Origin of the sequence: Amycolatopsis sp. NPDC026612, from assembly GCF_040638285.1 — a bacterium.
Taxonomy (GTDB): Bacteria; Actinomycetota; Actinomycetes; order Mycobacteriales; family Pseudonocardiaceae; genus Amycolatopsis.
Genome location: NZ_JBEZYB010000029.1, coordinates 72,518 through 86,937, shown reverse-complemented (window position 1 = coordinate 86,937; position 14,420 = coordinate 72,518). Strand labels below are relative to the sequence as shown.

Sequence of the window (14,420 nt, the reverse complement as noted above, 5' to 3'; positions counted from 1 at the left end):
CGCTCCGCTGCGCCCCGGGTCAGGGGCGCAGCGGGCGGCCTTCGGCGTCCATACCGCCGTTGACCAGGAGCACGATGCCGTCGATGATCGGCCACAACACGCCGATCCCGGTGCACAGGACGGCGAAGAGCTGGAGCAGGCCGAGCCCGGTCTGGCCGGTGTAGAACCGGCCGATGCCGAACGGCAGCACGATCTGCAGGACCCCGGCGACCGTCTTCGACCGGGGTGAGTACGGCACGGGCATCGACGGCGCGTACGGCATCGGCGCGGGTGGCGCGTACGGGTCCGCTGCGTACGCGGGCAGCTGCATGGTCGGTGGCGCGTACACCGCCATGGGTATCGGCGTCGACATCGGCGGTGCCCCGAAGAAGCCGGGGTGCGGCTGCGGCAGGTCGCGGAACAGCGGCCGCAGGTCGCCCAGGGTGATCGCCGCGTAGGCGTCCGTCACCCGCGTCTCGTACTCGTCCGGCGTGATGCGGCCCATGCCGAAGTGATCGGCGAGCAGCCTCGCTGCTTCCTCGCGCTCGGCCGTCCCGATGCGCAGCTCGTCGGACCCCATGCGATCCACGGTAACCGCGTCCGGCCGGGAACGGGGTTTCTGCCGGGTCACGGGCCCCGCGCGGCCTAGGGTGACGGCGTGGCCTCCAGCCCGCACAGCACGGCCGACGTGATCGCCGCCTACCTCGACCACCTGGTCGTCGAACGGGGGACCGCGCGCAACACCCTGGACAGCTACGCCCGCGACCTGCGCCGGTACGCCGCGCACCTGGACGGCCTGGGCGTCGCGAAGATCGCCGACGTCACGTCCGCGCACGTGACGGCCTTCGGCGCCGCGCTGCGCGAGGGCGACGACGAGCACCGGCCGCTCGCCGCGTCGTCGGCCGCCCGTGCCCTGGTCGCCGTGCGGGGCCTGCACAAGTTCGCCCACGCCGAGGGCCTCACCGAGCACAACCCGGCCCGCGAAGTCCGCCCGCCGACGCCGGCGAAGCGGCTGCCCAAGGCGCTGCCGGTCGACGACGTGCTCCGGCTGCTCGAGACCCCGGCCCCGGACGGCGAACGCGCGCTGCGCGACCGGGCGCTGCTCGAGCTGCTCTACTCCACCGGGGCGCGGATCTCCGAGGCCGTCGGCCTGGACGTCGACGACCTCGACGACACCGAACGCACCGTCCTGCTCGACGGCAAGGGCGGCAAGCAGCGCCTGGTGCCGATCGGCCGTCCCGCGCTCGCCGCGGTGCACGCCTACACCGTCCGCGCCCGGCCGGCGCTCGCCGCCAACGGCCGGGGCACGTCGGCGCTGTTCCTCAACGCCCGCGGCAGCCGGCTGTCGCGGCAGAGCGCGTGGCAGGTCCTCAAGGACACTGCCGGCCGGGCGGGGATCACCGCCGTCGTCTCCCCGCACACCCTCCGCCACTCCTTCGCCACGCACCTGCTCGAAGGCGGCGCCGACGTCCGCGTCGTCCAGGAACTGCTCGGCCACGCCTCGGTGACGACGACGCAGGTGTACACGCTGGTCACGGTGAACACGCTGCGCGAGGTCTACGCGACGGCGCACCCGCGGGCATTGGGCTAGACAGCCCTGTGGAGGGTCAAGGGCCTTCCCAGCCTGCACCGACGGTCGAGTGACATTGCCCCCTCGGGTCCGGCGCGTTGCTTTGCCGGGGCTCCGACTCCGGACATAGGCTGCGGCGACGCTGACGAACAAGGAGCTTTCGCGCCATGTCGACACCGAACCAGCCGGCCGTACCGGCCGAGTCCGCCGGGTCGGCGGCGGCGAACCTCAGCCAGGTCACCATTGCCACCCCCGCCCACCACGACGGTGACGAACCCAGGGAGCGCAACGGCAAGAAGGTGAAGCTCGACGGCATCGGGCCCACCGGACGGCCGATCCGCGAGCACCCCGATCCGGCCCCGCTGGACCGCCACGGCCCGGCCAAGATCATGGCGATGTGCAACCAGAAGGGCGGCGTCGGCAAGACGACGTCGACCATCAACCTCGGTGCCGCCCTCGCCGAGTACGGCCGCAAGGTGCTGCTCGTCGACTTCGACCCGCAGGGCGCGCTCGCCGTCGGTCTGGGCATCCAGCCGCACGAACTCGACCAGACGGTCTACAACGCCATCATGGAGCGGTCCGTCAGCGCGACCGACGTGCTGATGAAAACCCGCGTCGACGGCGTTGACCTGCTGCCGAGCAACATCGACCTGTCCGCGGCCGAGGTCCAGCTCGTCGCCGAGGTAGGACGCGAGCACACGTTGTTACGGGTCCTGCGTCCGGTCATGAACGACTACGACTATGTTCTTGTCGACTGCCAGCCCTCGCTCGGCTTGCTCACGGTGAACGCGCTGACCGCCGCGGACGGCGTGATCATCCCGCTCGAGTGCGAGTTCTTCAGTCTCCGAGGCGTGGCTCTCCTGATCGACACCATCGAGAAGGTCCAGGAACGCCTCAACCCCAAACTGGACATAGTCGGGATTCTCGCCACCATGTACGACCCGAGAACCCTGCATTCGAAGGAGGTCATGGCTCGCGTGGTGGAGGCATTCGGCGAGACCGTGTTCGACACGGTCATCAACCGCACCGTGCGGTTCCCCGAGACGACGGTCGCGGGTGAGCCGATCACGACCTGGGCACCCAAGTCGGCCGGCGCAGCGGCGTACCGCCAGCTGGCCCGCGAGGTGATCGCTCGGTGAGCAGGCGCGCTTCCCTGCCCGGAGCGTCGGAACTCTTCAGGATTACGACCAGCACCGCCAGCCCCGCCCTCGATCTCCCACCCCAGGCGCCGCCCGCGCCCGCCGAACCGGTCGAAAAGGCCAAGCCCGCGGGGAACGGCCGCACCGAGCAGCTCGCCCGGAGCGCGGCCCCGCACGGGTCCGGCCGGACGAAGCACGACGCGAAGATCACCGTGTACGTCTCCGGCGACGAGCTCGTCGCCATGGAGCAGGCCCGGCTGACGCTGCGCGCCAAGCACGACCTGGTCGTCGACCGCGGCCGGCTGGTCCGTGAGGCCGTCGCGGTGCTGCTGGCCGACTTCGACGCCAACGGCGAGGAGTCGGTGCTGGTGCAGCGGCTGCGGGTGGTCGGCTCAGACGGCGGCGAAACCGAGGACTGATGGACGAGCCGGCATCGGCACCGGCCTCGGCCGAGGTGCCGCCGGAGCCGGTCGAGGAGGCTCCGGAGCCGCACCAGACGGTGCACGGCGGGATGATCCCCGAAGGCGTCAACACCGAGGAACTGAGCACGTCGAAGTTCAAGGTGCGGCTGGCGAACTTCGAAGGACCGTTCGACCTGCTGCTGCAGCTGATCTCGCAGCACCAGCTCGACGTCACCGAGGTGGCGCTGCACACGGTCACCGACGACTTCATCGCCTACACGCGCGCGCTGGGCACCGACTGGAACCTCGACGAGACGACGGAGTTCCTGGTCATCGCGGCCACGCTGCTCGACCTCAAGGCGGCGCGGCTGCTGCCCTCGGCCGAGGTGGAGAACGAGGACGACCTCGCCCTGCTCGAAGCCCGTGACCTGCTGTTCGCGCGGATCCTGCAGTACCGCGCGTACAAGCAGGTGGCGGCGCTGTTCAGCGAGCTGGAACAGGGCGCGCTGCGGCGGTACCCGCGGTCGGTGGCGCTGGAGGACCGGTTCGTCGGGCTGCTGCCCGAGGTGATGCTGGGCGTGACACCGGAGAAGTTCGCCGACATCGCGGTGGCGGTGTTCCGGCCGAAGCCGCCGCCGACGGTGTCGCTGGCCCACCTGCACATGGGCCGCGTGTCGGTACGTGAGCACGCGGCGCTGCTGCGGGTGATGCTGGCCGAACGCGGCCAGGCGACGTTCGGCGAGCTGGTCGACGACTGCGAGCACACGGTGGAGATCGTGGCGCGCTTCCTGGCGCTGCTGGAGCTCTACCGCGAGGCGACGGTCCAGTTCGAGCAGACCGAAGCACTGGCGGAGCTGCACGTCCGCTGGACGGGCGGCTCGAAGGAAGAAGCCTCCGCGGCGGCCGAGCTGGACCGCACCGCCGGAGACGAAGAGGAGTACGGGTGAGCCCCGAGAACAACGAGCCGATCGCGGCGCCGGAACCGCCGGTGCCGCCGGTGGGCGAGCCGGTGGAGGCCGCGGCGGAACTGGCCCTGGACGAGGCGCTGTCGGGCGAGCCGGTGACCGACGACGGAGAGCCGGTCGCGGCGCTGGTCGAGGAGGAGGCTGCCGAGGAGCACCCAGCCGAGGAAGCGGAGCTTTCACGTGAAAGCTCCGCGTCTGCGGAGTCCGAAGGGGCGGGGGCGGGTGAGGGTGAGCCCACTGAGCCCCAGGCCGGCCTGGTCGCCGCCGGGGACGCCGATGCCCTTCCCGACGTCACCTCCGACGAGGCTCTCGAAGCCGCGCTCGAGGCCCTGCTCCTCATCGTCGACTCGCCCGCGAGTGAAGATCTGCTCGCCGAGACCCTCGGCCAGCCCCGGTCCCGGATCGTCGTCGCCCTCCGCACCATGGCGCAGAAGTTCACCGACCGGTCCTCCGGGATCGACCTGCGGCGCGTCGGCGAAGGGTGGCGGTTCTACACTAGGGACGTCTATGCCCCGTTCGTGGAGAAGCTCCTGCTGGACGGCCAGCGGTCGAAGCTGACCAGGGCCGCGCTGGAGAGCCTCGCCGTGATCGCGTACCGGCAACCGGTGACCCGTGCCAGGATCGCCGCGGTGCGCGGCGTGAACGTGGACGGCGTGATCCGGACGCTGCTCGCGCGCGGCCTCATCGAAGAGATGGGGACCGACCCCGAGACGACCGGGACGCTGTACGTGACGACCGAGCTGTTCCTGGAGCGACTGGGGCTGTCGTCACTGAACGACCTGCCCGCCATCGCTCCGTTGCTACCCGAAGTGGACACCATCGATGACATCCAGTGAACACCCCGACGGCGTCCGGCTGCAGAAGGTGCTGTCGCAGGCCGGGGTCGCCTCCCGGCGCGCGGCGGAAGACCTGATCGTCGCCGGCCGGGTCGCGGTGGACGGCGAGGTCGTCACCGAGCTGGGCCGCCGCGTCGACCCGGAAGCCGCGATCATCCACGTCGACGGCACCCGCGTGAACCTGCGCGACGACCTGATCTACCTCGCCCTGAACAAGCCCAAGGGCGTGCACTCGACGATGTCGGACGACCGCGGCCGCCCCTGCGTCGGCGACTACCTGCGCGGCCGGTACGAGGAGACGCCCGGCGTCGTGCACGTCGGCCGGCTCGACGAGAACACCGAGGGCCTGCTGCTGCTGACCAACGACGGCGACCTCGGGCACCGGCTGATGCACCCGTCGTACCAGGTGCTCAAGACCTACCTCGCCGAGGTCGACGGTCTCGTCCCGCGCGGGCTCGGCAAGGAGCTGCGCAAGGGCTGGGAGCTGCCGGACGGCATCGTCAAGGTCGACCAGTTCCGCGTCAAGGACATGCACTCCGGCAAGTCGCTGGTGGAGCTGGTGATCCACGAGGGCAAGAAGCACATCGTGCGCCGCCTGCTCAAGGACACCGGGCACCCGGTGCTCAAGCTGGTCCGGACCGCGGTCGGGGACGTCCAGCTCGGCAACCAGCGCGTCGGCTCGATCCGGCGGCTGACGAAGGGCGAGGTCGGCGCGCTCTACCGCAACGTCGAACTCTGACGCGCTCTTCAGGGGTCCGGGTGGCGAAGCCCCCGGCTCGCGGCGAAGCCGCGGTTGAACTCTGACCCCCGCTTTCGGGGGGCCGGGTGGCGAAGCCCCCGGCTCGGCGCGGAAGCCCGGGGTGTCACCGCACGGCGGTGATGAAGCCGCCGGCGGTCCCGTCGTCGGGCGCGGGGCGGCCGTAGCCGGCGGCGAGCTCGGCCCGCGCGACCGTCGTCGGCTGCCAGCCGTGGGCGGCCAGCCACTCCGGCGCGCTGTCCCGGAGGCCGCCGAGCCACAGCCGGGTGACGTGCTCGCCGCCCGCGCTCGCCCGGGCGCGGGCGGTCAGGCTCTCCGTGGCGCCGCTCGGGCGGTGCTCGAACGAGACCCGGCTGCCCGGCGCGGACAGCTCGCCCACCGTCGTCAGCAGCCGTTCGGTGTCCTCGTACGACAGGTAGATCAGCAGTCCTTCGGCCAGCCAAGCCGTCGGCACGGCCGGGTCGAACCCGGCGGAGCGCAACGCCGTCGCCCAGTCTTCGCGCAGGTCCGCCCGCACGACGACCCGTTCGCACGCCGGTTCGGCGCCGCGGGCGGTCAGGACGTCGTCCTTGAACGCCAGCACCTCCGGCAGGTCGATCTCGAACAGCCGGGTGCCGGGCGGCCAGGCCAGCCGGAAGGCCCGCGCGTCGAGCCCGGCGGCGAGCAGGACCACCTGCGCGCAGCCGGCCTCGAGCAGATAGTCGTCGTAGAAGCGGGTCCGGATCGCGATCTGCGGGTACATCAGCGCGCCCAGCCCGGCCTGATCCGAGTCGCGCCCGGTGCCGTCGGGCAGCACCGACCGGCCGGCGGCGAAGAACGCGGCCGCGTAGGGATCGTCGAACAGGCGGTCCGGGCGGCTGCTCTCGTAGGCCCGCAGGGCGGCGACGCCGACGGCGGTGCGGCTCACGGCGGGGAGGGACTCCGTCACGCTCGCCAAGCTACTCCGATCGAGCGGCGTGCCGCGGATCCCGACTTTTCGCCGTGGCGCGGGGGTTTCCGCGTCCCTAGCGTGAGTGCCATGCGAACCGGTGTGGTGTGCGGGATCCTCGCGGTGTTCCTGGCCGGCACGGTGGTTCCGGCCGCCGCGGCACCCGCGGCGAGCGAACCGGTCTACGACTACGCGAAGGCGATCCGTGAAACCGTCTGGGTCGACATCGGCCGCGACGGCGACGGCGACGGCCGTCCGGACCGGGTCGCCGCCGACATCGTGCGCCCGTCCGAAGCCGCCTCTCGCGTGCCGGTGATCATGGACGCCAGCCCGTACTACTCGTGCTGCGGGCGCGGCAACGAGAGCGAGCTCAAGAGCTACGACAGCACCGGCAAGCCGGTGAAGTTCCCACTGTTCTACGACAACTACTTCGTGCCGCGGGGCTACGCAGTGGTGCTGGTCGGCCTGGCCGGGACAAACCGCTCGGACGGCTGCGCCGATGTCGGCGGTCCCTCGGACGTCGGCTCGGCCCGCAAGGTCGTCGACTGGCTGAACGGCCGGGCCACCGGCTACAGCGCGAAGACCGGCGGCAGTGCCGTCACCGCCGGCTGGAGCACCGGGAACGTCGGGATGATCGGCAAGTCCTACGACGGCACGATCGCCAACGGCGTCGCGGCGACCGGCGTCGCCGGGCTGAAGACCATCGTGCCGATCTCGGCGATCAGCTCCTGGTACGACTACTACCGCTCCGACGGCGCGACGTTCGGGTCCAACCCGGCGGGTCTCGCGCAGACCGTCGAGGCGCGCAACTCCGGGCAGAACTGCTCGGCGCAGAACCAGGCGCTCACGAGCGGCGCGTCGGCGAACGGCGACTACGGGCCGCTCTGGGCGGACCGGAACTACGTGACCGGGGCGCGGAACGTGCGGGCCAGCGTGCTGCTGTCCCACGGCGTCAACGACCTGAACGTCAAGACGATCCACTTCGGACAGTGGTGGGACGCGCTGACCGTCGAGAAGAAGATCTGGCTCTCGCAGACCGGGCACGTCGACCCGTTCGACTACCGGCGGGCGGACTGGGTGGACCTGCTGCACCGGTGGTTCGACCACTACCTGCTGGGCTTCGACAACGGCGTCCAGAACGGTCCGGTGGCCAGCGTCGAGCGGCAGCCGGACCAGTGGGCCGACCAGAGCGCGTACCCGGCGGCGACCGCGGTCGCGACGACGCTGCGGCCGCACGCTTCCGGCACGCTCGGCACCGCGGCCGCCGCCGGCACGGCGTCGTTCACCGACAACCCGGGTGCCGGTGAGGACACCTGGGTGACGAACCCGGGCAGCGCGGCGCTCACCTACTCGACCGGCGCGCTGGCGGCAGGCCTGCAGGTCTCGGGGACCTCCTCGGTGACGGTGACGGCCACGCCGAGCACGTCGTCGGCGCGGGTTTCGGCGCTGCTCGTGGACCTCGGCCCGGCGACCATCCGCAACTTCGCGGGCAGCGGCGAGGGGATCAGGACGGGGACGACGGAGACGTGCTGGGGCTCGTCGGCGCCCGGGGACGACGCTTGCTACCGCGTGGCGTCGGCGGACGTGAAGAAGGTGACCTACACGATCATCAGCCGCGGCTGGGCGGACCTGGCGAACTACGCTTCCCTTGCCCAGGAACGACCGTTGACGCCCGGGACGGCGTACACGATGACGTTCCGGCTGGCGTCCACGGACCACATCGTGCCGCGGGGCCACGCGCTGGCGCTGATCATCGGCGGCACGGACGGCAGCTTCATCCGCGGCCCCGCGCAGCCGGGCCGGCTGACGCTGGACCTGGCCCGCACGTCGGCGTCGGTCCCGCTGGCGGGTGTGGTGCCCGCCGCGACCACCCACCCGGCTCTCGACGGCGGCGCGTTCGTACCGTCGTCGGGCCCGGTGGAGCTGCGCTAGCCGGCGTCGGCCGTAGCTGTCTTCGTGGCCGATTTCCGTTGCCACGCGCGGACGACCGGCTCGACGACCCGGGCCGCGGTCGGGCCGAGGATCGCCATCAGCAGGACGTACGCCGTGGCCAAGGCCGCCAGTTCACCGGAGACCGCGCCCGCCGTCACCGCCAGCCCGGCGATGACGATCGAGAACTCCCCGCGCGCGACCAGCGCCGCGCCGGCCCGGGCGCGGCCCAGCTTCCCGATGCCCTGACGGCGCGCCGCCCACCAGCCGGTGCCGACCTTCGTCAGCGTCGTCACCACCGCGAGGACCACGGCCCAGCCGAGCACCGGCGGGATCGACGCCGGGTCCGTGTTGAGCCCGAAGACCACGAAGAACACCGCGGCGAACAGGTCGCGCAGCGGTTCCAGCATGCGTGTCGCGTTCTCCGCCGTCGAGCCCGAGATCGCGATGCCGAGCAGGAACGCCCCGACCGCGGCCGACACCTGCATCGCCGACGCCAGCCCGGCGACCAGCAGCGCCGCACCGAGCACCTTGAGCAGGAACACCTCGCGGTCCGGGCTGTCCACCGCGGCCGAGACGTACCGGCCGAACTTCAGCGCGATCACCAGGACCACGGTGATCACCAGCAGCGAGATGCCGACGGCCTCCAAGCCGCCGAGCAGGGAGACGCCGCCCAGCACCGCGGTGAGGATCGGCAGGTAGAGCGCCATCGCGAGGTCCTCGAACACGAGGATCGAAAGCACCACCGGTGTCTCGCGGTTGCCGAGCCTGCCCAGGTCGCCGAGCACCTTGGCGACGATCCCGGACGACGAGATGTACGTGACGCCCGCCATCACCATCGCGCCGACCGGGCCCCAGCCCAGCAGCAGCGCGACGGCCGCGCCCGGGACGGCGTTGAGGACGATGTCGAGCAGGCCGGCCGTCCACGAGCGGCGCAGCCCGGTGAACAGCTCGGCGGCGGAGTACTCGAGGCCGAGCAGCAGGAGCAGCAGCACGACGCCGATTTCGCTCGCCAGGTGCGTGAAACCGCCGATGTCGGTCAGCGGGATCAGGCCGCCGGAACCGAAGCAGAGGCCGCCGAGCAGGTAGAGCGGGATGGGGGAGAGGCCGATCTTGCCGGCCAGGCGGCCGAGGGCGCCCAGCCCGAAGAAGACCGCCCCCAGTTCGATCAGGGACAGCGCGGTGTGGTCCATCGGCCGCTCAGCCGTACTTGAGGATCTTGGCGGCGGCTTCGAGGCCTTCGCCCGTGCCGACCGCGACCAGCAGATCGCCCCCGGTGAACGTGAAGTCCGGCGCCGGCGACGGGTGCACCTGGCCGGCCCGTGCCACCGCGACCACCGAGACGCCGGTGCGGGTGCGCATCGCGGTGTCGCCGAGCGTCCGGCCGTCGAACGGGCCGGACGGCATGATCGGCAGCTGCCGAGTGCTGATCCCCGGCAGGTCCCGGTGCTCCTCGGTGAGCTGCGCGACGAGCTGGGGCGCGCCGAGCAGGTTGGCCAGTGCGCCCGCCTCGTCCGCGGTCAGCGGGATCGAGGCGGCGCAGGCGTCGGCGTCGTCCGCCTTGGACACGATGAGCTCGATGTGGCCGTCGCGCTGCGTGACGACCCCGATGCGGCGGCCGGTACGGGTGGCGAAGTCCTTGCGGACCCCGATGCCGGGCAGGGGAGTTACTTCGACGTTCACCCAACCACCGTAACCCAGGTGTCCGATTCGCGACGTTCAGCCGAGCAGGAGCAGCAGGGCGGCGGCGACCATCACGACGGCGGTCAGGCCGTGGACTCCGAAGGCGATGGCCTTCTTCCCCCGGTGGCGCAGGACGATCAGCATGTCGAAGACGGGCCAGACGGCCGCGGTGAGGATGACCCAGCCCAGCGCGTGCGGGTCGCCGTAGACGATCAGGGCCAGCGGGACGAGACCGGCTCCGACGTCGCGGCCGCCCTTGACGTTCAAGAACGTGTCGGCGTTCTCGGGGACCTCGGTGAAGCCGAAGCCGGCGGCGATCTTCCGCGGCGCGAAGAGGTAGTTGAGGCCGACGTAGATGATCCCGAGCGAGACGATCCCGACGAGGATGTAGCCGGTGACGAGCATGGTGTTCCCTCCGTTTTTCTAGCGTTGCTAGGATTGCTAGCAACGCTAACCTAGCAACGCTAGTTTGTCTAGCAGTGCTAGCATGCGCCGTATGACCCAGCGACAACGGCGTGTGCGCGACCGGACCGAGCGGGGGCAGCGGATCGTCGCCGCGGCCAGGGAGCTCGCCGAGGCGGAAGGCTGGGACGCGGTCACCACCCGGCGGCTCGCGGGCCTGATCGAGTACAGCCAGCCGGTGCTCTACAGCCACTTCCCGGGCGGCAAGGACGCGATCATGACCGCGGCCGCGTTGGAGGGCTTCGCCGAGCTGGCCGCGGCACTGGCCGGAGCGCGCGACGGCGGGCTGGCCGGGATCGCGGGCGCGTACATCGAGTACGCCGAGGCGAAACCGGCGCTCTACGACGCGATGTTCACGCTCGCGTCCGAGCTGCGGTTCGCCCGGGACGACACCCCGGAGGTGATGAAAGCGAACTTCGCGGAGCTGCTCGCGGTCATCGAGCCGGTGGCGGGGGAACAGGACGCCGGTGTGCTGACCGAGGTGTTCTGGAGCACGCTGCACGGCCTCGTGACGCTGGATCGCGGCCGTCGGCTGTCACCGGCGAACCGTGACGAGCGCCTCGCACTCGTGGTGGAGCGCTTCGGCGCGCGGGGCGACTGATCCGGCCCGCGGCCCGACCGGCAGAATGGACCCGAAGCCGAACGAGACGAGAACGCGAGGAGAGTGCCGGTGACGGGAGCCCTACGTGGTGTGGTCGCGCTGGACGGCCCGTCGGGGACCGGGAAGACCACCGTCGCCCGCAAGCTCGCCCGGCGGCTCGGGGCCGGCTACCTCGACACCGGTGCGATGTACCGCATGGTCACCCTCGCCGTGCTGCGCGCCGGCGTGGACCCGGCCGATGCGGGCGCCGTCGCCCGGGTCGCCGACCTCGCCGACTTCGGCATCGGCACCAGCCCCGAACGGCCCGAGATCAGCCTCGCCGGCGAAGACGTCGCCGCCGACATCCGCGGTCCCGAGGTGACCAAGGCCGTTTCGCCCGTCTCGGCCGTGCCGCACGTGCGCGAGCTGCTGGTCGCGCGGCAGCGGCGGATCATCGACGAGGTGCTCGACACCGTCGGCGGGATCGTCGTCGAGGGCCGCGACATCGGCACTGTCGTCGTGCCCGGCTCGCCGCTCAAGGTCTTCCTGACCGCCTCGGCCGACGTCCGCGCGTCGCGCCGCAGCACCCAGGACACCGCGGCCGGGCGGCAGTCGTCGGTCGCCGACGCGCTGGCCTCGGTCGAGCGCCGCGACCACCTCGACTCCACCCGCACCGCCTCGCCGCTGCGCGCCGCCGACGACGCCGTGCACGTCGACACCTCGGAACTGTCGATCGACCAGGTGATCGTCGCCTTGAGCGAGCTCGCCAGCCACCGCGGCCTCTTGGCGGGGTGCAACGCCGAGGTAGCTCGATGAAAGCTGACGGACTGCCCGAGGGCTCCGTCGGCGTACTCCACGACGCCGGGCGGATCTTCGCCCGGTACCATCTGCGTTCGGCCTTCCGCGTCCGCGTGCACGGCCGGGAGCGCATGCCCGCCACCGGGCCGGTGCTGGTGATCGCCAACCACAGCTCGATGATCGAACCGCAGCTGATCTTCGGAATGTTGCCGCGCCGTTCGGCGTTCCTGGTCAAGGCCGAGATGTTCGGCGGGATCGTCGGGAAGTTCATGCTGGCGATCGGGCAGATCCCGGTCAAGCGCGGCGAGATCGACCGCACACCGCTGATGACGGCGGTCGACGTGCTCAAGGACGGCGGTGTCGTCGGGATCTTTCCCGAGGGCACCCGCGGTGCCGGGGACGTCGGCGCGGCCGAACGCGGCGCGGCCTGGCTGGTCCGGGCCTCCGGCGCGACCGTGCTCCCGGTCGCGACGCGGGGCACGCTCAAGCCCGCCGACGGCAAGCGGCGCTGGCGCCCGCGCGTGGACATCCTCGTGGGGGAGCCGTTCTCGCCGAAGGTCGGACCCGGGAAAACCGGGCTCGACCAGGGCACCGAGGAGCTGCGCGGCGAGCTCGCGGCGCTCGTGAAGACTTTGGACGATTGGCGTACCGAAAACGGATTCGTTACGCCATAAGGGAAATTGGGTAGTGATGGCTGAGTTTGATTCCGCCTCCGCGGAGCAGAGTGCGTCGACGGCGTTGGACAGCGTCGGCGAGAACGACGGCACCTGGTCGGACGAGACCGAGTTCGCCGCGTTCGACGCGCAGATCGAGGCGGCGGAAGCGGCCGAGGAGGCCGCGCTCGCGCAGCCGGTGCTCGCCGTCGTCGGCCGGCCCAACGTGGGCAAGTCGACGCTGGTCAACCGCATCCTCGGCCGGCGCGAAGCCGTCGTGCAGGACGTGCCGGGCGTGACCCGCGACCGCGTCGCCTACGACGCCTACTGGGGCGGGCGCAGGTTCACCCTGGTCGACACGGGCGGCTGGGAGCCGGACGCGACCGGGCTGCAGGCCTCCGTCGCCGCCCAGGCCGAGCTGGCCATGCAGGCCGCGGACGCGGTGCTGCTGGTCATCGACGCCTCGGTCGGCGCCACGGCGACCGACGAAGCCGTCTCCAAGGTGCTGCGCCGCTCGAAGAAGCCGGTGCTGCTGGCCGCCAACAAGGTCGACGACGACCGGCTGCTCGCCGACACCGCGTCGCTGTGGTCGCTCGGCCTCGGCGAGCCGCACCCGGTCAGCGCGCTGCACGGCCGCAGCTCCGGCGACCTGCTCGACGCCATCCTCAAGGCGCTGCCCGAATCGCCGCGCGAAGGCGGCCCCGTGACGACGGGCCCGCGGCGCGTCGCGCTGGTCGGCAAGCCGAACGTCGGCAAGTCGAGCCTGCTGAACAAGCTGTCCGGCGAGGAGCGCTCGGTCGTCGACTCGGTGGCGGGCACCACTGTCGACCCGGTCGACTCGCTGGTCGAACTGGACGGCGAAACCTGGCGGTTCGTGGACACGGCGGGCCTGCGCAAGCGCGTCAACTTCGCCGCGGGCGCCGAGTACTACGCGTCGCTGCGCACCAAGACCGCGATCGACGCGGCCGAGGTCGCGATCGTGCTGCTGGACGCGGCCGAGCCGCTGTCCGAGCAGGACCTGCGGGTGCTGACCATGGTCGTCGAGGCCGGGCGCGCGTGCGTGCTGGCGTTCAACAAGTGGGACCTGGTCGACGAGGACCGCCGGCACGCGATGGTCCGCGAGCTGGACCGCGGCCTGGTCCGGGTGCCGTGGGCGGAGAAGGTCAACATCTCGGCGCTGACCGGCCGTTCGGTGCGCAAGCTCGCGCCGGCGCTGCGGACCGCGCTGGCGTCGTGGGACAAGCGGGTGCCGACCGGCCAGCTGAACGCGTGGCTGTCGGACCTCATCGCGGCCACCCCGCCGCCGGTCCGCTCCGGCAAGCAGCCGAAGGTCCTGTTCGCGACGCAGGCCGGCATCCGCCCGCCGACGCTGGTGCTGTTCACCACCGGCTTCCTCGAGGCGGGCTACCGCCGGTTCATCGAGCGCAGGTTCCGCGAGCAGTTCGGCTTCACCGGCAGCCCCATCCGGGTGAACATCCGGATCCGCGAAAAGAAGGCGAAGGTCGGCGGAAAAGCCGCCCGCCCCGCCAAATCCCGGTGACCTATTTGCCGGAACTCGCGTGATCAAGGCCGTAACTCGCGTGATTGGGGCCGGAACTCGCGAGTTACGGCTCCAATCACGTGAGTTCCGGCTTCAATCACGTTGGATGCGAGCTGGATCACGCTGGTCACGGTGGTCTTCGTGAGGTCTGACACGCTGGCGTGACCCTGTGGATATCTTTTGGTGATCTGCGCGTATGG

16 protein-coding genes are annotated in these 14,420 nt (G+C 71.5%); 11 read left to right on the top strand and 5 right to left on the bottom strand.

Going from position 1 to position 14,420, the window contains the following annotated elements; translation table 11 throughout:
- Positions 1-19: 19 nt before the first annotated feature.
- Positions 20-559 (bottom strand): DUF1707 domain-containing protein, encoded by a 540-nt coding sequence (locus AB0F15_RS25180; RefSeq protein ID WP_360274811.1) that lies wholly within the window; start codon positions 557-559, stop codon positions 20-22.
- Between the two features lie 108 nt (positions 560-667).
- Here AB0F15_RS25180 and xerD point away from each other — a divergent pair, with 108 nt between their 5' ends.
- The 6 genes from xerD (at position 668) to AB0F15_RS25150 (ending at position 5,629) form a co-directional block, all read left to right on the top strand.
- Positions 668-1,570: a site-specific tyrosine recombinase XerD gene (gene xerD, locus AB0F15_RS25175; protein ID WP_360274822.1), complete on the top strand. Its 903-nt coding sequence runs from the start codon at positions 668-670 to the stop codon at positions 1,568-1,570.
- Positions 1,571-1,716: 146 nt separating this feature from the next.
- Entirely contained in the window at positions 1,717-2,688 is a 972-nt protein-coding gene (locus AB0F15_RS25170; protein ID WP_360274808.1) for a ParA family protein, read from the top strand.
- Complete coding sequence (locus AB0F15_RS25165) at positions 2,685-3,107, top strand: cobyrinic acid a,c-diamide synthase (protein ID WP_360274805.1); 423 nt, start codon at positions 2,685-2,687, stop codon at positions 3,105-3,107. Before AB0F15_RS25170 ends, AB0F15_RS25165 begins: the two co-directional genes overlap by 4 nt.
- A complete protein-coding gene (locus AB0F15_RS25160) occupies positions 3,107-4,036 on the top strand; it encodes a segregation/condensation protein A (protein ID WP_360274802.1) in 930 nt (309 codons plus the stop codon). Before AB0F15_RS25165 ends, AB0F15_RS25160 begins: the two co-directional genes overlap by 1 nt.
- The gene (gene scpB, locus AB0F15_RS25155; RefSeq protein WP_360274799.1) at positions 4,033-4,890 is read left to right on the top strand and encodes an SMC-Scp complex subunit ScpB; all 858 of its coding nucleotides are present in this window, start codon (positions 4,033-4,035) and stop codon (positions 4,888-4,890) included. The genes AB0F15_RS25160 and scpB overlap by 4 nt, the downstream gene beginning before the upstream one ends.
- Positions 4,877-5,629 carry a pseudouridine synthase gene (locus tag AB0F15_RS25150; protein ID WP_360274796.1) on the top strand — a complete coding sequence of 251 codons (753 nt, stop codon included), beginning with the start codon at positions 4,877-4,879 and terminating at the stop codon, positions 5,627-5,629. Before scpB ends, AB0F15_RS25150 begins: the two co-directional genes overlap by 14 nt.
- 124 nt (positions 5,630-5,753) lie before the next feature.
- Here AB0F15_RS25150 and AB0F15_RS25145 read toward each other — a convergent pair whose 3' ends face one another.
- Positions 5,754-6,575, bottom strand: coding sequence for an SAM-dependent methyltransferase (locus tag AB0F15_RS25145; RefSeq protein ID WP_360274793.1), 822 nt, complete (start codon positions 6,573-6,575; stop codon positions 5,754-5,756).
- A gap of 90 nt (positions 6,576-6,665) precedes the next feature.
- Between AB0F15_RS25145 and AB0F15_RS25140 the strand changes: the two genes are divergently transcribed.
- A complete protein-coding gene (locus tag AB0F15_RS25140; RefSeq protein ID WP_360274791.1) occupies positions 6,666-8,507 on the top strand; it encodes a Xaa-Pro dipeptidyl-peptidase in 1,842 nt (613 codons plus the stop codon).
- On the opposite strand, the gene AB0F15_RS25135 is transcribed toward AB0F15_RS25140, so the two are convergent.
- Genes AB0F15_RS25135 through AB0F15_RS25125 form a run of 3 tightly spaced genes read right to left on the bottom strand, consistent with a single transcriptional unit; the run spans position 8,504 to position 10,592 of the window.
- Complete coding sequence (locus tag AB0F15_RS25135) at positions 8,504-9,697, bottom strand: cation:proton antiporter (RefSeq protein WP_360274788.1); 1,194 nt, start codon at positions 9,695-9,697, stop codon at positions 8,504-8,506. The two genes, AB0F15_RS25140 and AB0F15_RS25135, sit on opposite strands and share 4 nt — an antisense overlap.
- A gap of 7 nt (positions 9,698-9,704) precedes the next feature.
- Positions 9,705-10,187: a TrkA C-terminal domain-containing protein gene (locus tag AB0F15_RS25130; protein ID WP_360274785.1), complete on the bottom strand. Its 483-nt coding sequence runs from the start codon at positions 10,185-10,187 to the stop codon at positions 9,705-9,707.
- Between the two features lie 36 nt (positions 10,188-10,223).
- A complete protein-coding gene (locus AB0F15_RS25125; protein WP_360274783.1) occupies positions 10,224-10,592 on the bottom strand; it encodes a DUF4267 domain-containing protein in 369 nt (122 codons plus the stop codon).
- Between the two features lie 91 nt (positions 10,593-10,683).
- On the opposite strand from AB0F15_RS25125, the gene AB0F15_RS25120 reads away from it, so the two are divergent.
- The 4 genes from AB0F15_RS25120 (at position 10,684) to der (ending at position 14,220) form a co-directional block, all read left to right on the top strand.
- On the top strand, positions 10,684-11,250 hold the full coding sequence (locus tag AB0F15_RS25120; protein ID WP_360274780.1) for a TetR-like C-terminal domain-containing protein: 567 nt from the start codon (positions 10,684-10,686) through the stop codon (positions 11,248-11,250).
- A gap of 90 nt (positions 11,251-11,340) precedes the next feature.
- Positions 11,341-12,045, top strand: coding sequence for a (d)CMP kinase (gene cmk / locus AB0F15_RS25115; protein ID WP_360274820.1), 705 nt, complete (start codon positions 11,341-11,343; stop codon positions 12,043-12,045).
- The gene (locus AB0F15_RS25110; protein ID WP_360274777.1) at positions 12,042-12,701 is read left to right on the top strand and encodes a lysophospholipid acyltransferase family protein; all 660 of its coding nucleotides are present in this window, start codon (positions 12,042-12,044) and stop codon (positions 12,699-12,701) included. Before cmk ends, AB0F15_RS25110 begins: the two co-directional genes overlap by 4 nt.
- Before the next feature lie 16 nt (positions 12,702-12,717).
- The gene (gene der / locus AB0F15_RS25105) at positions 12,718-14,220 is read left to right on the top strand and encodes a ribosome biogenesis GTPase Der (RefSeq protein WP_360274775.1); all 1,503 of its coding nucleotides are present in this window, start codon (positions 12,718-12,720) and stop codon (positions 14,218-14,220) included.
- Positions 14,221-14,420: the final 200 nt, after the last annotated feature.